Source organism: Spirosoma harenae, assembly GCF_054776975.1.
The window spans coordinates 83,227-106,000 of sequence record NZ_BAAHBD010000031.1 but is presented as its reverse complement, the minus strand read 5'-3'; the positions used below and the strand labels follow the sequence as shown (position 1 = coordinate 106,000).

The 22,774-nt window shown below is 44.2% G+C and carries 20 protein-coding genes and 1 tRNA gene; 16 read left to right on the top strand and 5 right to left on the bottom strand.

All coding sequences use genetic code 11. The features are described 5' to 3' along the window. Positions 1-138: 138 nt before the first annotated feature. The 11 genes from ACYVE4_RS28150 (at position 139) to ACYVE4_RS28100 (ending at position 12,271) form a co-directional block, all read left to right on the top strand. Positions 139-4,812, top strand: a complete 4,674-nt coding sequence (locus ACYVE4_RS28150; protein ID WP_461043745.1) for a translocation/assembly module TamB domain-containing protein — start codon at positions 139-141, stop codon at positions 4,810-4,812. A 299-nt stretch (positions 4,813-5,111) separates the two neighbouring features. Continuing rightward, complete coding sequence (locus tag ACYVE4_RS28145; protein ID WP_461043744.1) at positions 5,112-5,453, top strand: hypothetical protein; 342 nt, start codon at positions 5,112-5,114, stop codon at positions 5,451-5,453. A 29-nt stretch (positions 5,454-5,482) separates the two neighbouring features. Next, the gene (locus tag ACYVE4_RS28140) at positions 5,483-5,827 is read left to right on the top strand and encodes a DUF6686 family protein (protein WP_461043743.1); all 345 of its coding nucleotides are present in this window, start codon (positions 5,483-5,485) and stop codon (positions 5,825-5,827) included. Beyond that, on the top strand, positions 5,820-6,116 hold the full coding sequence (locus ACYVE4_RS28135; RefSeq protein WP_461043742.1) for a hypothetical protein: 297 nt from the start codon (positions 5,820-5,822) through the stop codon (positions 6,114-6,116). The genes ACYVE4_RS28140 and ACYVE4_RS28135 overlap by 8 nt, the downstream gene beginning before the upstream one ends. A gap of 99 nt (positions 6,117-6,215) precedes the next feature. Further along, a complete protein-coding gene (locus tag ACYVE4_RS28130) occupies positions 6,216-6,707 on the top strand; it encodes a Fur family transcriptional regulator (RefSeq protein ID WP_461043741.1) in 492 nt (163 codons plus the stop codon). Positions 6,708-6,774: 67 nt separating this feature from the next. Continuing rightward, the gene (locus ACYVE4_RS28125; protein WP_461043740.1) at positions 6,775-7,839 is read left to right on the top strand and encodes a glycoside hydrolase family 43 protein; all 1,065 of its coding nucleotides are present in this window, start codon (positions 6,775-6,777) and stop codon (positions 7,837-7,839) included. Between the two features lie 72 nt (positions 7,840-7,911). Next, on the top strand, positions 7,912-9,120 hold the full coding sequence (locus ACYVE4_RS28120) for a cellulase family glycosylhydrolase (protein ID WP_461043739.1): 1,209 nt from the start codon (positions 7,912-7,914) through the stop codon (positions 9,118-9,120). 166 nt (positions 9,121-9,286) lie between these two features. Beyond that, positions 9,287-9,363 (top strand) — tRNA-Asp (locus ACYVE4_RS28115). A gap of 127 nt (positions 9,364-9,490) precedes the next feature. Beyond that, complete coding sequence (locus tag ACYVE4_RS28110; protein ID WP_461043738.1) at positions 9,491-10,288, top strand: hypothetical protein; 798 nt, start codon at positions 9,491-9,493, stop codon at positions 10,286-10,288. Between the two features lie 296 nt (positions 10,289-10,584). Continuing rightward, positions 10,585-11,211 carry a hypothetical protein gene (locus ACYVE4_RS28105; RefSeq protein ID WP_461043737.1) on the top strand — a complete coding sequence of 209 codons (627 nt, stop codon included), beginning with the start codon at positions 10,585-10,587 and terminating at the stop codon, positions 11,209-11,211. Positions 11,212-11,416: 205 nt separating this feature from the next. Then, a complete protein-coding gene (locus tag ACYVE4_RS28100) occupies positions 11,417-12,271 on the top strand; it encodes a DNA/RNA non-specific endonuclease (protein WP_461043736.1) in 855 nt (284 codons plus the stop codon). A 193-nt stretch (positions 12,272-12,464) separates the two neighbouring features. On the opposite strand, the gene ACYVE4_RS28095 is transcribed toward ACYVE4_RS28100, so the two are convergent. The 3 genes from ACYVE4_RS28095 to ACYVE4_RS28085 all read right to left on the bottom strand — a co-directional run bounded on the left by ACYVE4_RS28095 (position 12,465) and on the right by ACYVE4_RS28085 (position 14,940). Continuing rightward, the gene (locus tag ACYVE4_RS28095; RefSeq protein ID WP_461043735.1) at positions 12,465-13,088 is read right to left on the bottom strand and encodes a hypothetical protein; all 624 of its coding nucleotides are present in this window, start codon (positions 13,086-13,088) and stop codon (positions 12,465-12,467) included. Next, positions 13,079-14,545, bottom strand: coding sequence for a hypothetical protein (locus tag ACYVE4_RS28090; RefSeq protein WP_461043734.1), 1,467 nt, complete (start codon positions 14,543-14,545; stop codon positions 13,079-13,081). The genes ACYVE4_RS28095 and ACYVE4_RS28090 overlap by 10 nt, the downstream gene beginning before the upstream one ends. A gap of 218 nt (positions 14,546-14,763) precedes the next feature. Then, on the bottom strand, positions 14,764-14,940 hold the full coding sequence (locus ACYVE4_RS28085; protein ID WP_461043733.1) for a hypothetical protein: 177 nt from the start codon (positions 14,938-14,940) through the stop codon (positions 14,764-14,766). 139 nt (positions 14,941-15,079) lie between these two features. On the opposite strand from ACYVE4_RS28085, the gene ACYVE4_RS28080 reads away from it, so the two are divergent. Continuing rightward, positions 15,080-16,438 (top strand): tyrosine-type recombinase/integrase, encoded by a 1,359-nt coding sequence (locus ACYVE4_RS28080; protein WP_461043732.1) that lies wholly within the window; start codon positions 15,080-15,082, stop codon positions 16,436-16,438. A gap of 5 nt (positions 16,439-16,443) precedes the next feature. Here the strand turns inward: ACYVE4_RS28080 and ACYVE4_RS28075 are convergent, their stop codons facing one another. Beyond that, positions 16,444-16,677 carry a hypothetical protein gene (locus ACYVE4_RS28075; protein ID WP_461043731.1) on the bottom strand — a complete coding sequence of 78 codons (234 nt, stop codon included), beginning with the start codon at positions 16,675-16,677 and terminating at the stop codon, positions 16,444-16,446. A 333-nt stretch (positions 16,678-17,010) separates the two neighbouring features. Between ACYVE4_RS28075 and ACYVE4_RS28070 the strand changes: the two genes are divergently transcribed. Further along, positions 17,011-17,463, top strand: a complete 453-nt coding sequence (locus ACYVE4_RS28070; protein ID WP_461043730.1) for a low affinity iron permease family protein — start codon at positions 17,011-17,013, stop codon at positions 17,461-17,463. A gap of 320 nt (positions 17,464-17,783) precedes the next feature. Here ACYVE4_RS28070 and ACYVE4_RS28065 read toward each other — a convergent pair whose 3' ends face one another. Continuing rightward, positions 17,784-17,936: a hypothetical protein gene (locus ACYVE4_RS28065; RefSeq protein WP_461043729.1), complete on the bottom strand. Its 153-nt coding sequence runs from the start codon at positions 17,934-17,936 to the stop codon at positions 17,784-17,786. Positions 17,937-18,418: 482 nt separating this feature from the next. On the opposite strand from ACYVE4_RS28065, the gene ACYVE4_RS28060 reads away from it, so the two are divergent. The 3 genes from ACYVE4_RS28060 to ACYVE4_RS28050 all read left to right on the top strand — a co-directional run bounded on the left by ACYVE4_RS28060 (position 18,419) and on the right by ACYVE4_RS28050 (position 22,774). Next, a complete protein-coding gene (locus ACYVE4_RS28060) occupies positions 18,419-19,648 on the top strand; it encodes a glycosyltransferase family 1 protein (RefSeq protein ID WP_461043728.1) in 1,230 nt (409 codons plus the stop codon). 66 nt (positions 19,649-19,714) lie between these two features. Next, on the top strand, positions 19,715-20,839 hold the full coding sequence (glf, locus tag ACYVE4_RS28055) for a UDP-galactopyranose mutase (protein ID WP_461043727.1): 1,125 nt from the start codon (positions 19,715-19,717) through the stop codon (positions 20,837-20,839). A gap of 99 nt (positions 20,840-20,938) precedes the next feature. After that, positions 20,939-22,774 (top strand): glycoside hydrolase family 2 protein, encoded by a 1,836-nt coding sequence (locus ACYVE4_RS28050; protein ID WP_461043726.1) that lies wholly within the window; start codon positions 20,939-20,941, stop codon positions 22,772-22,774.

The following is a 22,774-nucleotide window of genomic DNA, read 5'->3' as shown; positions in this document are numbered from 1 at the left end:
CAATAGCGTTAAAAGTTTCAGGTTTACTGTTTCAAGCTTATAGTTGGTCACTAACCACTAGTGATGCGTCAGCCAATGCCAAACTGTAAACGTCAAACATTAAACTAATTATCTGTATATTAGGCTTTTCTGCGCCGGATGCGTCAATTTTTTTCCATATTCCTAAAATCGCTACTCTACCTGTTTCTAACAGTAGTAGTGCTGGTATTGGGAATATTGATTGGGCTACAAATTCCGGCTGTACAGACCCGTTTGGCAAAAGAAGGCGCCAAATGGTTATCTGAAAAACTTCTCTTTCCGGTTGATATTGAGGGCGTTTCAATTAAATGGTTTGATTCGTTAACGCTTAAGAAAATCACCATTAAAGACTATCAGGGTCGTCCGATGATTATTGTAGGACGACTTGATGCTGATTATAATCTCCAGAATTTAATCGATTCGTCGGCCCATAATCTTCATTTAGACGAAGTTGTGTTATATCGCCCCGACGTTCGGATGATAAAAAACAAGACGAATGGGGACACCAATCTCGACGATTTTATCGCCCGTATTGAACAGCTAACCTCCGATCCGACCAAACCGAGTGTTCCCAATCAGAACGTTCCGTTCACAGTCGGTCATATTCATTTGGTTGATGGCGCTTATACGCTCGAAGACCCCCGAGAACCGTTTATGCGGGATCGGAATAGCTTTGATTATAATCATTTTACCCTGCAGAAATTAAACGCCGAAGTCACTAATTTTTTAGTGCTGGGCGATACGATTGCCTTCGACGCCAAGGGGTTATCAGGAATTGATCGGGACTCTCGGATAAAGATTCGGCATATTGATACGAAATTTTTGTACTGCAATACGAAGATGGAATTGGGCCGACTGTATGCCCATATCGGGAATTCCATCATCCGAAATGAGCTGACGTTCCTCTACAATAAACCGTCGGCATTCGGTGAGTTTAATAGCCAAGTGTTGATGCAGGCCCGCTTTCGGGATAGCAAAGTGCAATCGAAAGACTTAGGCTATTTCTCTGATTATCTGCGTGGTTTGAATGAAACTTGGTTTCTGACGGGGAATTTTACCGGAACTGTCAACGACTTTCGGCTTCAGCACACTGATTTACGTTTTGGGCTAAATGGTCGCAGTAAGTTGACGGGCGATATTGCCTGGAAAGGCTTGCCTGATATGGATAAAACCACCGTCAACTTTGCCTTTACGCCTTCGGTGGTCAACATGGCCGATATTCGACAATATTATCCTGATTCGTCGTTCAACAAAACGATTCAAAAACTGGGTATCGCTTCGTTTAATGCAACGTTTGTGGGCGCTTTTGACAATTTTAAAACCAAAGGTAACTTTCAAACTGCCATCGGAAATGTAACGGGCGATCTGGCACTCAAACTGGCTGATAAATCAGATCAGACAACCTATACGGCTAATCTGAAAAGCGAAAATCTTGATCTCGGCCAGTTAATCGATCAACCCGACGAATTCGGCAAAATCACGGGAGAAGGGCGTATTTTGGGTAGAGGAACTGATTTTAAACGAGCCACGATTGATTTCGATGGAAAGTTTGGACGGTTCGGTTGGCAGCGTTATGAGTATCAGAATGTAGCCGCTCGTGGTAACTTACAGAAAGCACTGTTTAATGGTCAGCTGACGATTAATGACCCTAACCTGGCGTTTAATCTGGATGGTGAATTTAATCTCAGTGGCTCCCAGAATCACTACGATCTGAAAGGGGCTGTGCAACGGGCAGATTTACGTGCAATAGGGTTTCTGGACGATTCGCTGGTGGTTAAAAGTAATATTGACGTTCAACTGGAAGGGAGTAAACTGGATGATATAATCGGAAATGCCATTTTCAATAATACTGTTTTAAGTTTAAATGGCCGTAACCTTCCGATTAACAAGCTTACTCTCGCATCGTCGGTTGAACAACGCGTTCGGGGAGCTGCCGACTCGCTTGGTACGCAACGCTTTTTCGATCTCGATTCCGATTTCTTCACAACCCGTTTACAGGGACATTTTCAGCCGCAACGCACAATTGATGATCTAACCCGACTGGCAAAAGAATATCAGCTTCATTTTGCGGGAGATGCGACGGGTATGAAAACTTACTACGAACGGAAACGCCAGCAGGCAGCTCGTCTGGCGGGTCGACGCTCGGTTGATAAATCATCACGATATGGCGTTGACTATCAATTGATCACAAAAAATAGTATGCCTTTATTGGCGTTTTTGGGTTCAACCGTGTATGTCGCACCCTCTACCCGATTGGAAGGCCGATTTACAGAAGACAATACTTCCTTCCTGACGGCTACGGTCAAAACGGATTCCTTACGATTTGGATCAATTGGTTTCGGTCCTAGCGATCTGGACTTAACGACTTCTAAGTTTACCTACAGCGAAGAGGTGCTGGCTTCGGCGGTTATTTCATCGAAGCGACAATTGTTTAGCACATTACTTCCTACCAAAAACCTTCAGATAGAAGCGTCGTGGGATGTCGATCACATTGCTTTCACGAGTGATATTGATCAGGCCGATAGTAGTGGTCGATACACAAACCACGCTGACTTAAACGGCGAATTACGCTTTAAAGGTGATGCTATCGACCTGACATTCCGCCAATCGAAAATTCGGGTGCTTAATGGCGACTGGGTACTCAATCCGGAAAGCCTGATTCGGAAAGTTGGCGATGAATACACAATCCGAAATCTGTCGTTGCTGAATGAAGCGCAACTGGTTCAGGTATCCGGGAAAGTTTCCCCCGACTCGGTTGAACATCTGGCGGTTGAAGCGCAAAATTTCTTACTGGCTTCACTGAATTCGGTCTTGAATACCAAGCTGGGGGGGAGTTTGAATGGATCTTTATCGGTCCGGAATATTTATAATACGCCCATTGTCGAAAGTGCTTTGTCCGTTCGCGCTTTGTCCTATCAAAACGCTTTAATAGGGGATATACGTGGGCAGGGCGCATGGGATCAGCAGACGCAGCGCCTGAATGTTGATGCTCGCGTAAATCGGAATGGGGCCGATGTGGTCATTTTAGGTGGTACGTATACGCCGAAGCTAAAAACGAATCCGTTAGTGGCTAAGGCAACTGTGAACCATGCCGATTTGAGTTTATTGGAGCCATTTACACCAGGGCTTTTCTCAAATTTGGGTGGTACGGCTGATGGTACCCTTAACGTCACCGGTAAACCGGCTGAACCCGTTCTAAAAGGCGAAGTGACTATTCAAGGTGGTCGCGGACGTTTCGATTATTTAAAGGCCGATTTTAATTTCGACGATAAGATTTACTTCGGAGAAAACGAAATCATCACCCGACAGATCACTCTGCACGATCCGCAAGGCAACACGTTACTGTTGCGCGGAGGAGTTTATCACGATAGTTTCCGGTCGTTTACGTTGGGTTTCGATGCCGATTTGAAGAACTTCAAAATCATGAACACGACTGCCAAAGATAATGAGGCCTTCTATGGGCAGGCTGTCGTGACGGGTAAAGCCGAACTCTACGGCCCTACGGACAACCTGACAATCCGGGCGAACGTAGCCAGTAATAAAGGAACCCGCATCTATATTCCGCTCGATGGCGCAACCACCGTAGCCGACGACGATCAAATTCGATTTGTCAATCTAAGCAGCAAAACACCGGCAGGCCCGACTAGTCAGACGGCTGGCCAATCGGCAAATTCATCTGATAATGAGATTGATCTATCGCGTATTCAGATGGATTTCAATTTCGATATTACACCGGATGCGTATTGCGAAATCCAATTAGATCGACAAACGGGCGATATCATTAAAGCGTACGGTCAGGGTCGGGTAGCGATGAAAGTAGATACCAAGGGCGATTTTACAATGACGGGTAATTATGATATTCAGAAAGGAGATTACACGTTTACCTTCCAGAATATCATCAATAAGCGCTTTCAGATTCGCCCCAACAGTCGCATTACCTGGACAGGGGATCCGTACGGGGCGTTACTGGATGTAACAGCCGCTTACACTCAATATACATCCCTGGCTCCGTTGCTTCCCATTCAGAAAACCACTGCTGACCAGAGTCGTCGATATCCGGTTGATTTGTTGATTAAACTCACAGGCGAATTAGGCTCTCCAGCAATTAGTTACGATCTGGATATTAAAGAATATCCTGCTTCGTCGGATTTTCGGCAGGCGGTTACAGCTTTCGAATCGAGGCTTCAAAGCAACGATCAGGAACTGACTCGACAAGTGAGTAGCGTACTTCTTTTCAATCAATTATTGCCCGAAGGAACCAGCTTATTTGATCAAGGACAAGTAAACTCAGGTGTGGCTAATAGTGTAAGTGAACTTATTTCCAATCAAATCAGCCGACTGGCATCAAATCTGAACGAGAACCTGGATATAGGTGTATCGTTTGGTGGATTTGCCGGAGGTACCCAAAGCGATAATCTGCTGAATAACCTGCAACTCCGATTCTCTTATCGATTGCTAAACGACCGACTTCGGATTAGCCGGGATGGAGGGTTCACCTACGGGCAAAGCCAGTATAATGCAGCCAGTTTGTTGGGTGAATGGACATTGGAATACTTCATCACAGAGGACGGCCATCTGCGGGCAAAGGTTTATAATCGAAATCAACAGAGCATTTTAGGCCAGTATAACCTGGCCAGTACTATTACTACGGGGGGAGGAGTAAGTCTTCTTTATACACGTTCATTCAATCACATTTTTGGAACAAAGCGTACAACTCCAGGTTTGGTGCCGCCACCACCGCCCGATAAAGCCGTGGCTCCTAGTTCGCCAACTAGCTTCACTGGCAAAGAATAAGTTTTCTCTTCTCTTTTTGAGGCTTACAGTAATCGTCTGTTAGCCTGATAGTTAAACAGTATTCCTCAAAAATAATCTGAAACTTCCGTAAGAATTTCTTGCGACAATACTCTTTGCCAACTATGTTTGTTTAAAATTAGTCTAAATAAGAAATTTTTGATCAAATATGAATATTGGTCTACATTCCTTAAAATAGTAAGCCCTGTGTCGCGGCTACTATCAGCCAGTTGAGTAGCGCAACTCAGCTCTTGCCGGACACAGGCACAAATTAAATTGGCAACAATAACCGGACTGCTATTATGAATGCAAATTCCTGTACACCCATCATCCTCATTGATCAAACAGATTTTTGTATTGCTCAATGTCCACATTGCCAGCGTGTTGGACTAACCTTTCGCAATTTATTACTGGGTTTCGCGCAGGAGGAATTTATCGGTCTATGTCAAATGATTGAAACGGTACATTTTGACGGGAGCAGCACAGTTATGCCAAATGGTCAGCCGTATCTGATTGTTAAAACAGGGCATCCTGACATTCAATTTAGCTTGTCTCTAGCCGAATTTGATTGTTTTCGGGCTGGATTACGGCATACTTTGCGACGTATGAACCTACACGAATTGTTACGCATGCAATCCAATTAACTAGCCCTCAACCCTTACTACAAACGTACATGAATCATCAACATCGGCTAAAGACACTGACTCAGCAGAAAAACGGTTATATCGGTTACTGCGCTGGTTGCCAATCGTTTAATGTTGCCTATAAAAACTCGCTCTTTATTTTATCGGAAACGGAATTTGACTGTTACCGACAGGTAATGGCTGAGCGAACAGGTATGAATCCTTTTTTTACAACTCACAATAAAGAGTGGATTCTGAAAACACCTATGCCGAATTATTATCTAATGTTTTCGGAAACAGAATTGGATGAAATCATTCAGATGATGAACGAAGCCAGTTTGCTTATGGAAGTGAATCAATTACTCAGAACCCCAATCGAGAAAACAGATGACTGAGCCATTGATTCACCGCCAACAAGCCCATCGGTGCGTAAATACAGACGAACAGGCCGGAACGGTTACCATTGTGTTTCGCGAAATCCGCCTGACATTGAGTTGGCGGGATGTCGATATATTGCTAAATGGTCAACAACATTGGTGGATATTATTTTATCAAGTTGGGTTACTCGACGTGCGAGATACATGCATACGAACAGGCTTTCGGGGACTGAATTTGCCTATCACACTTCAGGAGTATGATGAGTTTAATCTCATCCTGCAGCAAGCTTATTTAAACGATGATTAATCAGTTTACAATTTTTCATAAGTACGTTTCATAGGTTAGTAAAGCGACAGTAAAGGAACTGGCCATTGACCAGTTCCTTTCTATTAATCAAGGTAAATCATGAATGAATCTCCATCTCTTATGGCTACGGCCCGCACCAAATTAGAAGAATGGTTATTAGCGAAAGGATATCGTCGGTCGGGCGAACGATTCGCCATTCTGGATGAAGTTTACGCCCGGAACGATCATTTCGACGCCGAAGACTTATTTAAGGCGATGCAGGAAAAAGGATATCCGGTTAGCCGCGCTACCGTTTATAATACGCTGGAAGTATTGCACGAGTGCGGGTTAGTGATTCGGCATCAGTTTGGTGATGAAGAAAAATCCCGGAACCGTTACGAAAAATCGCTGGGCCGTCAGCAGCACGCGCATTTGGTGTGTACGGTTTGCCATCGGGTGAAAGAATTCTGCGATCCTCGTTTACATTTGATTAAAACGAACGTGGGTAATTCTCTGCAATTTCAGGTCGAATCGCATTCGTTGGTTTTTTACGGTCAATGTACTGACGAAGCTTGCGAAACCAAACCCGCGAGCGATCAGGCAGCCCATTAATCTGTCAGGCAGGAGGGGTAAAATTACTGGTTTTTCTCTTTATCCAGAAAATACTCTTTCCTGGATTATGATTAGTGCCGCTGTTAAATACTGGTTTTGGGCCAGTTTCATCGTTTTATGCGTAGTAATCAATTCGTTTCAGCCGGCTCATGCTCAGCAAACTTTTACCAATCCTATTAAAAATTCTGGGCCCGATCCCTGGGTGTTGCAAAAAGACGGCTGGTATTATTACATGAATACGACCGGTCGAAATCTGACGCTCTGGAAAACAAACAATATTGCCGATCTGGCCACTGCTGAAAGCAAAGTAGTTTATACGCCACCAGCTGGAAAACCCTATTCGAAAGAATTATGGGCTCCTGAAATTCATTTCCTAAACGGACGCTGGTACATCTATTTCTCCGCCGATTCACTTAATAATCTTTCCCATCGTGTATGGGTTATCGAAAATGCATCACTCGATCCGATGCAGGGAGAGTGGGTGATTAAAGGAAAAATCGGTGATAAAGGAGATCACTGGGCAATCGACATGTCAGTTATTGATTATAATGGTCAATTATACGCTGCCTGGTCGGGTTGGGAAGGGCCAAAAAATGGTCGGCAGGATATTTTCCTTGCCCGATTGAAAAATCCCTGGACTATCGACGGCGATCGAGTCAAAATCTCGCAGCCCGATCAGCCTTGGGAAATGCATGGTGATGTGCCTCAGGAATGGCAGAAAAACGGCGAAGTACCTAAAATCTATGTAAATGAAGGGCCCGAGTTTTTACGGCATGAGAATAAGCTATTTATTGTTTATTCTGCAAATGCCTGCTGGCTTGATTACTGCCTGGGGTTATTGACCTATAGTGGCAAAGGCGATATATTGAATCCGAAAAACTGGACAAAAAGTCCAGGTCCCGTATTTCAGCAAGCCCCTGAAAATAGCGTGTGGGCACCGGGCCACGGTGGTTTTTTTCGGTCGGCCGATGGAAAGCAGGATTGGATGATCTACCACGCTAACCCGTCTGCAACAGATGGTTGTGGGAATAAACGGGCTCCCCATATTCAACCTTTTACCTGGAATACCGACGGTTCTCCTAACTTTGGCAAACCAATGCCAAAAACACCAATGCCTGTTCCTCAAGGATAATTGTTATCGTATTGGCTAATTCATAGTCGGTATGTGTCCTGAATTTTTCTTGTTTTAATTTCTTAATCCCTCATGCGAACACTTATTTTTCCGGCTATTCTGGCCGCTCTGTTTAGTTTAAATGGTTGTAAATCGGCGAATAAATCGGAACAGAAAGCAATCGATTCACTAGCCGTAAGTACTGGCGATACGACCGCATCAGCCGGACGATGGTCGGCTGAACGGGCGAATGCATGGTATGAGAAAGAGCCATTTTTAGTAGGCTCCAACTACATTCCTGCCACTGCGATCAATGAGCTTGAAATGTTTCAGGCTGATAGCTTTGACCCCAAAACTATTGATAAAGAACTTGGAATGGCTGAAAGTATCGGCATGAACACCATGCGTGTCTTTCTGCATGATCTGCTCTGGCAAGATTCCACGGGTTTTACCAAACGGCTCGACCAGTTTCTTTCGATCTGCGCGAAACATAAAATTCGTCCGATGCTAGTGCTCTTCGACTCTTGCTGGGACCCACTTCCTAAATTAGGTAAGCAACACGCTCCAACACCAGGTATTCACAACTCAGGTTGGGTACAGAGTCCCGGTGCTAAATCCCTGGCCGATTCATCACAATATCCACGATTGGAAGCCTACGTGAAAGGCGTTGTCGGAGCATTTAAAGACGACCAGCGCATTCTAGCCTGGGATTTATGGAATGAGCCAGACAATGGAAACGATAATAGTTACGGACAGAACCATACCATCAAAACCGAGCTGCCCAAAGATCAGAAAATTGCGATTATCACCCGATTATTACCACAAGTATTTCAATGGGCACGGGCTGCGGGCGCTACGCAACCATTGACATCGGGGCCTTGGATTTACCGTACTCCTGACGACTGGAAAAATCCGGATAAGTGGTCACCGATGGAAAAAGTACAGTTCGAAAATTCGGATATCATTACGTTTCACCAGTACTCAAAACCTGAAAAGTTAGAGGATGTTATACCAGCGTTGAAATCATTAGGTCGGCCAGTGATTTGTACAGAGTATATGGCTCGCGGAGTTGATAGTAAATTTCAGACGCATTTACCCATTGCCAAAAAAGATAAAGTGGGTATGATTAACTGGGGATTCGTAGCTGGCAAAACACAGACATTTCTACCTTGGGATAGCTGGCAGAAACCGTATGTAAATGGCCGTGAACCATCTGTCTGGTTTCACGAAGTATTCAAACAAGATGGTTCACCTGTCGATCCGGCCGAAGTTGCAGCTATCAAACAAGCAACAGGAAAATAAAATAAAAAAAAAGTATTCATGAAAATGGTTGATTCCCAGTCGATATAGGAAACAATCAAAATTAGATTACGAACTTTTTTGAAAAGCCTCTTGCGCGGAATAGCCGAAAGTCCTACTTTTGTGCCACGATTTAGGAAAACGACGATGGTTGACCAAAATCAGAAATGGTTCGGTAGTTCAGTTGGTTAGAATACCTGCCTGTCACGCAGGGGGTCGCGGGTTCGAGCCCCGTCCGGACCGCCACTGAAAATCAAGCACTTACAGCGTAAAAGTTGTAAGTGCTTTTTTGTTGGTGTACATTCTGGTGTACAAAAGTGGTTAGATTGATAAAGCGCATTTCTTTCTCTTTTACCACTCCACTCCTTCTTTTATGAAACAAACCTTTACCTTTCTCTTTTTATTATCCATTCTTACCAACTGCAAGGTAAATCGATACTATTTTTTAGCAGAAGAAAAAATCCCTTTATATGAGTTTACTTCATATAAGGGAATGCCTATTGATACAGTTTTTGTTGGTGATACAATTTACTCAACAGGCTCGAATTTTATGGCTATTGGGGGAGCTGTTCCTGTTGAGTTCAAGGGCTATCGGTTTTACTCTCCAAATGCAAAGGCGCGTTTGATTCGAACAATAAAGGTTGATCCGAAAAAACAGCCTTCTATTTCGGCAACGGTTTATGGGGAACTCGCTAAAAAGAAAAAGATAGAGTTAGCTAAATCTGCGGCTATTGCCCAGGAGCAAATACGCCAAAAAGAACTCGAAAAGGATAGTATTTGGTATGTAAGAACTTTCGCTAATACGACAGTCTACGAAAAGGACTACGCCTTGGCTAACCCAATCGGAAATTTTTATCCAGATCACATTATAAAAATCCAACGGCATAGCGAGAGCTATTTTAAAGTTTATTATCGCAATAAAGTAGGATACATTAAAACCGATTGGGTTTATGACTTTTCAAGAACCCAAAATCCGTTTGTAAAAACTCAATATCCTGGACATTATTCTTCTTCGAATACATCCGACAGTTCTCCGTTAACCAATACGCCAACAACTGGAGCCCCGATTCACGTAGGGCCTAGGGGTGGACACTATTATATTAATAGTAATGGGAATAAGACTTATGTGCCTCGTAGTAGCAGCAGCTATGGAGGGGGAAGGAGAAAATAAGCCAGCCTCTGAAATCAACCTTTACAATGCCTAAAAAATAGGTTGCCTTCAAGTAGTATGCCGACACCCAGGGAACGAAAACTCAGGCCTATCCTGCTTCTGATCCTTGCCTTGTTAAGTGTGAGCTTTGTCCTGTTTTGCTATATGGTCGCAAAGGGGCAATTAACTAGGTAAAATCAATAAGTTAACCAGATAAATCTAAACTACCACACACCATGAAACAACTTTTAACTATAACAGTCGCCACACTTTTTGCTATTCACTTGTCAAATTGAACCCGATACCTCTCTCTGAATATGCCTAAACAGACCATTAAGGCGGCTGCTGATAATCTCGTACAAAATAAGCCATTGCCCTATGTAGGTCATGAATTTGAGTCGGTAAAATATCGGCATGAAGACCAAGTAAGACTACTGCAACTTATGGGTCAAGTTGACCTGCAACTGTTTTCAGGTTATTTGACCATTCAACTGGCTTTTGGTAGTTTTTTGATTCAACAGAATGTGGGTAGCATTTATATCCGCATTGGGTTGCTAATGGTCGAATTTACCGTTGCCCTGCTTTGCCTGGTACTCATGCGGAATAATTACCTGCGCCGAAAAGAAGTGGTGGCTACGATTAAGAATTGCAATGAAGCCTTAGGGTTAACCCAGGCAGGAACCATACTGCCTGACCGGGCAATTAATGCAAATACAAGGTTTCGCCCATGGTTTGGCTGGTATACACTAGGTGTTGTCATCAGCTTTTTGGGAATAGTTATGATTTTGTTCCGGCCCGACCAAGTGGATAAAGTTGTTAATACCACAATCATCGAGTCGACTTCAGCATCTGCTAAAAAAATAGATAGCACCGCTTCAACGGTAGCTCCTAGAAGTAAGAAGACCGAAGAAGCGCCAAAAGCGAAGCCCCAATCAAGGAGATAGATATGCTCTATCTAGACATCAGCCAACTGCTAGACAAATTACAATCGACTTATCGTCGTCAGCTCAATTCGGTAGACCTATGTATTGACCATCTTTGGTAAATTCTCCCTAAAATTTGGCTGGTAATGGTAAAGGCCCTATATAGGAGTTTACCACCTTACCACCCAGAAATTGGGGTATATTTGGGCGGTTGACCTACTCCGTTATGAAGCATCCTTTTCGGCTAATATTTGGCTTATTCCTGCTCTTAGCACTAAGCCAGTGTAAAGAGTCAGTTGCTCCAAATGATACCACACCTACCCGTGATGACAACATGGCGCTGGGTAATCCCGATGGAGCACGAACCCTAGAATCCAGTCCCAATGCATACCTGATTACCCGGTCAACGTATTCGCTTTCCTATAACAATTCAGTCGGTATTGCTAACTGGTGTAGCTGGCACCTATCGGCAGCCTGGAAAGGATCGGCTTCACGTTACACAGGTAACTTCATCCCTGATCAGAGTTTGCCTGCCAGCTTCTTTCAGGCTAAGCATAGCGACTATACCAACACCGGTTTCGACCGAGGCCACCTCTGCCCGTCGGATGATAGAGATGCTAGTGACGAGGACAATAAAACTACGTTTATTCTAACCAACATCGTACCTCAGGCTCCGCAGCTCAACCGGCAGGCATGGCTACGACTGGAAGACTATTGCCGGAACTTGGTTGCTCAGGGTAATGAGCTATATATTATTGCTGGTACGTATGGCAAAGGGGGTGAAGGAGATAATGGCAAAGCCAATGCTATTGCCAGTGGAAAGCTAACGGTCCCTGCTGCTCTGTGGAAGGTGATTGTAGTACTGCCAGTAGGTTCGGATGATATCAATAGGATCAACGCTCAGATGCGGGTTATTGCGGTCTGGATGGGTAATACCAATGCAGTAGGCGAACAGTCATGGGGGAATTACCGGGTGAGCGTGGATGAGGTAGAGAAACAGACCGGATATGATCTGCTGTCGAGTGTACCGGAAAGTGTGCAGAAGGTAATTGAGGAAAGAGTGGACCTAATTGCATTATAACAGCTCTCCATGAAAACCGTTAAAATCGTCATTAGAGTCTTTTATTTCTCCATCGGACCTATCAAACATCAAAGGATTGAGAGAAAACAATAGACAGGGAGAATAATAAAAATAAAAAGTGTGGCACATGAAAAAATGGTACGAATTGGGGATTAATGTCAAGACTAAGGAGGTTTGGGGCTATTAATCCCCTTCAATCTAACGAATTAACAATGAGTAAGGAATTAGTTTGGTAATTAAGTATCCCACCTTTTTCAATAATAATATCTTTACAAAAGCTTATCTCATTAGTTTTTAATTCAATTTTATGATTGTGTTTTATTATTACTTTATCCGATTTATTTGGAACCCTTGCACTACTCCATGTATTAAAATCATTCCAATCGCCACTTTTTATGGTCTCAATGGTTTCTATAACCGTTGTATACTCAATAATTAAAAAGCCAGTTTTAATTGTTGCATTTTCGTCTAGATAAGGAGTCTTTGTTTTTAATTTCAATGTTCCATTTGTAATTTTCAATATTTGCAAAGTATCAGTATCAAAATATAAAACATTCCCTACTGATCTCCATGACCCATTTTGCCTTGGTAGGTTCTTATATATTGTAGTATATGTGTCATTCGAGTTAAAAACTAATTTATTATCACCAAGATTTATTTTCCTAATATTTCCATTCTTAGAGTATAAAAGAGTACTATCTTCAGAATTTTCGTTTAGCGAATGGATCGATAAATATATCCAAGATCTATTTCTAATATCTTGGCCACAACAAACACTGCTCATAGCAAAAAGTGCTATTAATATCTTTATTTCCATGATTTAGAATCGTATAGTTGCTTTAATCTATTTAACAACTTATCAAAAGCATACAACCCCTGTTTAACATTTTCCGTTTTTGATAAATACTCTCCTAACAGCTGGCAACAATCAAACATCTTACTATTGCCCATCCCTATTACTTGTCCATAAATAGTACATTCATCTTCTTTTATGGTGGTCATGATTTTTCCAGGATGTAAAACATGTCCTGGTAATGTATAATTTGATACAGTGTGTGAAGAGTTATCTATTTTTTGGGTGATAGGGTCCCAGAAAAATCCTAAATTTGAAGTAGAAAAACAATCAAGGCATGGAGGATCAAGGCCTTTAACTAAAAAATATCCAGATGCGGGCGAATACACGCCTGTTTGGTGGCAGTCCTGTGTTGGGGCGATAATATAATACACATCCAATACACTTGAAATTAATGGACCATTTACAAAATACCCCAAATACTGTCTTGGGAAATCTTCATATTGCGGTACTGAATTTTTTTGCTGACTTTTAAGTAAATTAAATACATTTTCAACTGTACAATCTGGATCCGTTGATTTATTGCAAATTTCTTTAGCTAAAGCATATCGATGAAAATCTTTTCGACCTGGGAAATAGCCATCCTCATCCACTTCACCTAAACCACAATTTGGAGGTGGAACACTTGGCTTTTCAATAACCCGAATTGAAATTGGTTCAGAATATTCGCCTATACAGCCTCCTACTTTGCAACGGGCTTTTATATATATTTTAGTTGGAGTATCAAAAAAAGTTCTTCGTGTTTTTTCTGAATAAAAATTATAATCTTCAACATACTCTAAATTATTTCCATCGCAAGAAGTAGCACGCGCGAATTGGTAGGTAACTGGTAGCTCAGGAGTTGAAACCGGGCAACCCTCTACCGAAAATATTACATCCTTATAAACTTCAGTCACTTGACTTGGAGAGGCATTTAATGTAGGTTTTGGGGGTTTGGGAATGAATGTTACTTCCTCTGGGACTTCGCACGCATAATGATAATTTATTTTCGAAGATGGGGTTGGAGGACGGCCACATGTACGCTCCTCCCATCCAATGAAATCTTCATAAGTTGTCCATTTTAATCGATATTTTCCTGAAGCGAAAAACCGTACCTTTGCCCAATAGACGCCATTGGGATATATGCCGTAATCATCTACTATCATACCATCTCCTTCCCATTTTAATGATCCATTTGGTTCGCTAGTGGTGGGGCGGATAGAGCAATCGGGTTGTGTTTTAATACCAAAATTATTACTTGGATTTATGGCTCCATACGTACACTGAATAGTATATATCTCTCCTTCACAAACGTTACGAAGTTGGGTAATATAAAAACCATCTATTGGCACATCTTTATTTATGGGAGTATCCGACTGTGCCAACACATTAGACCATTGTAAAGCCAAGAAGATAAGCCAAAGAGGTGAGATTTGTTTCATGCTAATAGTGAACCTGTAACCGTTTAAAGGGAATTATTCAAATAATAAATAAATCTGTGTAAAATAAATTTCCCTGAATTTCATACCGGCCTAGTACTTGTTATGTTTAATGATTCAGGTTTTGTTGAGCTACAAGAACTGTTTTCTCATTTTTGTTTACTATGGGAAAAACACCCTTTTTTAGAGTACAACTATAATCTGCGCTTGACAAGGTAATATTAGTCCTCAACCTGTGGCATAAGTTCGAAATTGTCATGGACTAACGCCTGATTGCAGGATTCTATCTCCTCCCGGATATGTTCTTTGGATCGGCTATCAGTATCTGGTAGTTGATTAAGCGCCTTACTTAATTGGTCTTTTCTAGCCCATACCTGGGCGCGTTCTTTCTGAGGCATTGTCTGTATTAGCACTCAGCAACAGAAACGCATTGACCAGTTAGAGCAATTTGTTAAGCAACTGATGGAGAAGCGATAATTATCATTTCGTTACCAATACAAAGCCCTGCTGTAACTGGCGGGGCTTTTGTGTAGGTGAGTGCATTGTCTTTTAGCTAATTATACCCCTCTGATTCAAACCATGCTTACCCAGCAACCGCTTTCCTTTTCACTGAACCGTCAGCGCATGGAACTGGCGCTCATGTTTGAATTACCTGCCCAGCTCAACCAGGGGCTTTGCGAACTTCAATGCCAGCTGCGCGTGGATGGGACGACCTGTCCACCCTACGGCTCGGGCGTATTTGTGCTGGCTTTGCAGTGGAATGCTGACTTGCAAAAACTTGAAGGCTTTCCTTCCGAAACCTTGGTTATAAACCGTACCCTATCCGAGATTCGAGGCCAGCATCGCCAGCTCATGCAGGATTTAATCCGGGCTGACCAGCGGCCTACTGCCACTCTGGTTCACTATCACTGGACGACCGGAGAGCTGATCTCACCTCAGCTGATGGTCGTCTTTGAAGAATATATGACCTATCTGAACCGCGTGCCGCTGTCCGAACGAAAAAATAAATCCACCCTTCACAAATGGTATCTGGCCCATCGCCATTTGCGGGAGTATTTGAACCAGACCCACCGACCTACTTTACCTCTGAGTGAGGTAACCCCTGTCTGGGGGCGCAACTTTTACCATTGGATGCGCGAAAACGATCAATCCGAGGACTCGGCAGCTCGCTACTTCTGCTTCGTTCGGGAGACGCTGCATTACGCCGTCGAACGCGATATGATTGCCTACAATAAACTGCAAAGTATGGAAATCACGCGGGAGGCTACCAAAGTGGTCATGTGTCTATCTCCTGAGCAAGTTGAGGAATTAGCCGGGCTGGAAGAGCTGCCCCCCTTGCTGAATCAGGTGCGGCTTTGGGCATTGTTCTGTTGCTATACAGGGCTGGATTACACCGATGCCGTCGCTTTTGCCCGTGATCCGACGCCCCACATTCACACCTTACCCTATGGCGAAAAGATCGTCTGGCGGAGGCTTAAATTTCATCAGATCAAACGAGCCCTACCGGAATGGGGGTTTAGTCACATCCCGCTACTGCCTGAAACCAAGCGATTGCTTTTACAGATTCACGAATGGACTCCTCTCAGTTCTCAGCGCATGAATCAAAATTTACGCAAGCTGGAGCAGCGGCTGAATCTGTCCTTCCGCCTGACAACCAAGGTTTGCCGTAAGACCGCGGGAGCATTATTTCTGATTCGGGGCTATCAGGCCGAAGCGGTGCGCAAGATTCTGGGCATCCGAACACTGGCGGTTTTTGAGCGGTGTTATTTGTCGTTGCTGAGCGACCTGGTAGATATCAATATGGAGCGCTTAAGCCGTGATCCTTCGCTCCCTGCCAACTTGCAGGGCGGTGGCCTGGTGGAGGGCTTTAATCCAACGGGTTCAGGTAAGTCGTAGAGTAGCTAATTCAACGACACATCAAACGAGGGCATCGATTCATCAGACTGATAGTCAATCAGCATCAGTTGGAAGCGTAAGTCTATCTCCCTAGTGATCGGTAAAGAGAAACCCAGAAAGTAGAATTGTCCCATATCATCCACCAGACGCCCGGTAATACCCTTATAATCGTAAGTATCCGACCGATCTGGAACCGCTGTAAAGCCCAGGTAGATCAGAAGAGCAGGCGTGATTTCCATTCCCGAATATAGGCAAGAAAAAAAAAGAATGTTTTTCAGCCTGCACGTTCTACACTTCCTACACGCTATCAGACTTATGTCAGCTTTAATGACCTTCTCTAATCTGATTCACCCAAAGTTGGTTCTCTAGTTGGCGCTGCTCTTAATCTTCTCCAAGTCACGGCCACCTTCTTATCGCTATAGTGTAATTAAAATACCATTAAATCCTTATCAGGCTCAACCCAGGCGGGTGTGGGCTACTTGGGGCTTAGTATCATTACGTCGAAATTGATCCCTCACTTTTGCTAAAGTCTACCGACTAAATCCATTATGAAACATAAGTCTTCGGCTAACATGCCCACGTCAAAAGGTTATTTTGAGCGCTTTTCCTCAGCCGTGGCCACGGCTACCGGCTCTTCACCCGCTTTTATTCTGGCGCTATCTTCAGTGATCATCTGGGCGGCATTGGGGCCCGTTTTCGATTATTCGGAAGACTGGCAACTCATTATCAATACAGGTACAACCATCATCACCTTTTTGATGGTGTTTGTTATTCAGAAAGCGCAGAACAAAGAATCCTTGTCGGTTCAACTCAAACTGAATGAACTTATTGCGGCTACCAAAGGAGCCAGTAATCGACTGGTAGCCAGTGAGACGCTTAGTGAAGAAGAGCTGGATGTGCTCTACAAGCATTACTGTGCGATGGCCGAAGCCGCTAAACAGGCCAGCGATCTGCGTAAGTCTCATTCCATCGAGGAGGCTATTGACAAGACGCAGGAAAAGTTAGGGGAGCAAGCCTCGACTTAGTCAATCTGATTGAAATAATTCTTTAGCTGATTTTCAGGTTTTCGCCATATGAAGCTTCAATTGTTCTAGTGAAAGGCAGGCCTAGTCAACTACTAACAAAAAACGCCAGCCTTAGCGAAGCGAGCGTTTTTGTATCTCCTAACAAAATTATCTCGATTTAAGTAAACTACTTGACAAACAAGCACCTGCGACTATGTTGACACAGAGTGGCGGCTGATCTGAATTAATTTACCTGAAGGCCAGCAGATAGGCATATTCTTGCCCGTTGAGGCCTTTGGCAGTCAACCGATGGCAGGGCAGGTGAGAGAACTTCAACAGAGTTAAGAAGAAATTTTATTAGCGAACTGAGCCCCAGGTACCGATTGTCCGGCGAAGGTAGTCATGCCTATAAACGCATTTACCCCGATTAGTAAATAGAGAAGGCCACGGATAACGTGTAATTGCCAACCCTTCGTTGGATTTGAACGATCCATTTCCAGTTAATTTATAGTTTTCCTCCTTCTATGTCTGAAATCACCCCATGACCCTTTACAAGCCCTCCATCGTCATTACGTCCGTTTCGTCACGAGCCAGCAACTCGGACAGAGTAACTAGCAGATGCTTTCTCTTGCTTTTCTGTCTGATTCGAAACCAGGGACCTGATTTGAACCACGCGTTAAGTAGGCTAACAGCATGCTCCAATCAGAAGACCAATTACTCCGTATAGCATACTCAGTCCTTATTCCATCGAGATCTTTTGTTAATAATTCGATCCTGATTCACTGGTGATGTTAGTTGCACACCACTTCGTAAGAACTACCCCATTTTAACAGGTGACCCGATATTTAACAAATTGTTAGGAAATGGGAAGGTGACAACGATCGTAAAACGTCAGGCCATTCCCTCACTCTCTAGGACCACTCTGTCGGTGCAAACGTTTTAGTTACACACTAACAATTGCCCCACTCTATTGATAATGGAAATTTCAATTGAAATACCTTCCTTCTTACCCGAAAAAAGCGATTTATCCAATTCAGCAATAAAGGAAGATCTAACTACACTTATTCCAAACGACCGATTAGCACAGTTGTCGATCGACTGTACGGCGGTAATCGATCTACTTTGTTTTTCGCACCTGCGATGGAATTTTGTTTATCAACGGCCTCAGCATCTGCTTAGTCGGGCGGCCTGTCAGTGGCGAGTATGGTATATTGAAGAACCGATCTGGGCCGATACAACTGAACTGGTTATTGAAAAAGCCAATGACCGTCTGTCGGTTGTCATACCTTATTTAGCCCATGGAATGGAGGCTATGGAAGCTATTCAGCAACAGAAGCGGCTGATTGACCAATTGCTAGTCAAACAGGCTATTCAACAGTATGCATGCTGGTATTATACGCCCATGGCCTTGCCGTTCAGCGATCATTTGCAGCCAGCGTTAACCGTCTATGACTGTATGGATGAGTTATCAGCCTTTCGGCATGCTCCGCAGCGTTTGCTCGAATTAGAAGTTCAACTACTGACCCGAGCCGATCTGGTTTTCACGGGCGGTTTAAGCTTGTATGATGCTAAAAAAGATCGGCACAGGGCTGTCTTTGCTTTTCCGAGTAGTATCGACTTTACCCATTTTGAAGCGGCCCGACACGACTTACCAGAGCCAGCCGATCAGTTGCCCATTCCCAGACCTCATATTGGTTTCTGTGGTGTAATCGACGAGCGATTGGATACTGATTTGTTACGGGCGTTGGCCGATCAGCGACCCAATTGGCATTTTGTTTTGATAGGGCCTGTCGTTAAAATTGATCCAGCTTCGTTACCGCAGGGCCCTAATCTGCATTATTTAGGCCCTAAAACCTATTCAGAACTCCCGGCTTATTTTAGTCATTGGCAGGTAGCCATGATGCCCTTTGCGCTGAATGAAGCTACTCGCTACATTAGCCCGACTAAAACCCCCGAATACCTGGCTGCGGGATTACCAGTTGTGTCGACGCCGATTCGAGATGTCGTGCGCACATACGGAGCCTGGTTGCCCGTACTAATCGCCGACTCACCGGCTACTTTTGAGCAGGCGATTGCCAGGACGCTCTCTCATCAGATTGATAACTGGACCATTATCGATGACTATCTGCAAACCAATTCCTGGGATACTACCTGGGCGAGTATGAACAGTCTGATGCAAACGTGTCTGAATCCAGTTTTTCAATAGACAACAATTGATCGCTTCCAGGAAAAGAAGCGGTTATTTATAGAACGAACCTTATTAATCCTGTATATGCATTATGATTATGTAATTGTTGGGGCTGGTTTTGCCGGAAGCGTACTTGCTGAACGCCTGGCTTCCCAAGCCAAAAAAACCATCCTTCTGCTCGACAAACGGCCTCATGTGGGGGGTAATGCCTACGATTTTTATAATGAAGCAGGTATTCTGATTCATCAGTATGGCCCCCATATTTTTCATACCAACTCGCCTGAGGTATTCAACTATTTATCGCAGTTTACCGAGTGGCTGCCCTACGAACATCGGGTGCTAGCGTCTGTCGAAGGGAAATTGCTACCCATTCCTATTAATCTGGATACTGTAAACCGTTTGTACGGATACAATTTCACCTCCGAGCAACTCGCCGATTACTTTAAAACGGTTGGTGAATCGGTTGATGAAATACATACCTCGGAGGATGTAGTCGTCAGTCAGGTCGGACGTGATTTATACGAGAAATTCTTCCGGGGCTACACTCGCAAGCAGTGGGGGGTTGACCCGTCGGAACTGGACAAAATGGTTACCTCGCGTATCCCCACCCGAACCAATCAGGATGATCGTTATTTCTCGGACGAATTTCAATACATGCCGTTGCACGGATATACGCGTATGTTTGAGAATATGGTAAATCACCCAAATATTCACAAACGCTTAGGTACAGATTTTCATCAGTTGAAAGATGAACTTAGTTTTGATCAACTCATTTATACAGGTCCTATTGATGAATATTTTGCCTATTGCTACGGCAAGTTACCCTACCGATCCTTACGATTCGATCACCAGACAGTAGATACGACTGACTATCAGCCCGTAGCAGTGGTTAACTATCCGAACGATCATGCCTATACGCGTATCACGGAATACAAAAAACTAACAGGTCAGCAGCACGAAAAAACTAGCCTAACTTTCGAATATCCCCAGGATGAAGGTGATCCTTACTATCCAGTACCCCGGCCTGAAAACGCAGTTCTTTATCAGCAATATAAGCAGTTGGCTGAGCAGCAGACAGGTGTTCATTTTGTAGGACGTTTAGGCACCTATCGGTATTATAATATGGATCAAGTGGTGGCTCAGGCGCTTACCTTATATAAAAAATTAGTAGGGGCTTCTTCTTTGCGGGAAGTTGTAGAAACCCATTGAGCCTATTAGTTCTAACAAAGACATTTTGGCTATAGCCACTATACATTCTGGCCGAAGCTGGTCACCGACTTCGGCTCTATTTCCTTTCTACTACGCGTTATGGAAACTAAGCATCCAAATGCCAGTTTTTCCGCCAGTCGACCCGAAAGGGCTATAGGTTCTGAACCGGAAAACTTACTTCCCAGGGCCGTTCTCCGACCGAACAATTACATGTTATTGGATGGAGAATGGCAGTTCGCCCTAGATCCTAACGACCAGGGGCTTCATGAACGGTGGTACGTTCAACATACATTTACCGGGAAAGCTCATTGGCCAGGTTCCATTGAATCACATCTGGCAGAGGCCAAAGGCCAGCAGACGCCTATTGGCTGGCAGGATAAAGTGATTGCCTGGTATGAACGGGAATTTGTCTTACCGGATCGTAGCGAATCCAGTGCCCGGTCTATGATCCAACTTACCTTCGGCGCGTGTGGATACGAAACCCGAGTTTGGCTGAACGGTTATTTACTCCGTACGATTGAAGATGAGGACGTTCATTTTGGCGAATACACGTCTTTCTCCTATGAATTACCCGAAGAACACCTTCGTCTGAGTAATCGACTGACGGTGCGTATTGCCGATACAATGGATGCGGACATTCCCAGAGGTAAGCAGGAGTCGCATGTTTATAAACGGGGTGGCATCTGGTATCAGACCTATACGGGGGCCGTACGGAGTGTTTGGATTGAAACTGTCGAGCGAAATCGGCTGCGGTCACGGATTGGCGTTGTGAGTGAAACCGACGACCAATTGGTCCGGTTTAGCGTAACGACGCGTATTCATGATCCCGGCGATTACACGCTATGTCTGCAAGCCTTTGACTTACATTCGGCGGAACCGCTCGCTACTTCCGATTTTCCCCTGCGACTCGAAGCTGGTCAAAAACAACAACGAGTCGTCTTGGAACTGGAAGGAGCCCAGCTGTGGTCGCCGGAGTCGCCAATTCGGTATAAACTCATCGCTCAACTGATCGATTCGAACGGGTATACCGCGCAGATCGAAACGCGCTTTGGCCTTCGCAAAATTGAAACCCGTGGGCACTATATCTATTTGAATAATAAGCGGATTTATCTGGATGGCATTCTATACCAGCCCGGTACTGCTACCTATGAAGAAATGCAGGCTCACATGCTGGCTATGAAAGAATTAGGCTGCAATCTGGTTCGGGTTCATATTGCTGGCGTTGACCCTCGTATTTATAATTTAGCCGATAAACTGGGACTATTATTGTGGGTGGAAGTGCCTAGTCCACATAGTTCAACACCCCGCAGTCGTCAGAATCATCGGGCCGAACTGCTGCGGATGGTATCGTTGATTTGCACCCATCCATCAGTGGTAATCTGGAGCTTATATAATGAAGACTGGGGCGCTCAGGATATTGCCACTAACCCGGATACGCGCCAGTACATCATGGACATGTACCATTACATGAAACTGGCCTACCCACAGTATCTGATCGTTGATAATGATGGCTGGCACCATATTTCCTTTGAAGGCCGCCTAAAATCGGATTTACTGACGGCTCACCTGTATACACCCAATCTGGATCAATGGAAAGATCTACTCAATCGACTAACTACGGGTGAGTTAATTGACGTAGCTGCGTTCCCGCTTGTCGTCGGTGATCCGTTTTTCTACCGGGGTCAGGTGCCCTTGCTCGTCAGCGAATGGGGTGGATTTGGGTTTGTTAATTATGGTGGGCCTAACGAATCTCAGGATCGCACCGACCGGATTCGGCTCTTTAAACAGTTGCTACGGGAGTATCCGATAGCGGGTGATATTTACACACAGGCGACGGATATTGAGGAAGAGCGTAATGGCCTGATCGACCCAAAATCAGGCAGTATAACGGTATCGGCGGGTTTGCTGAACTCCACCGATACCGAACCGACTTGA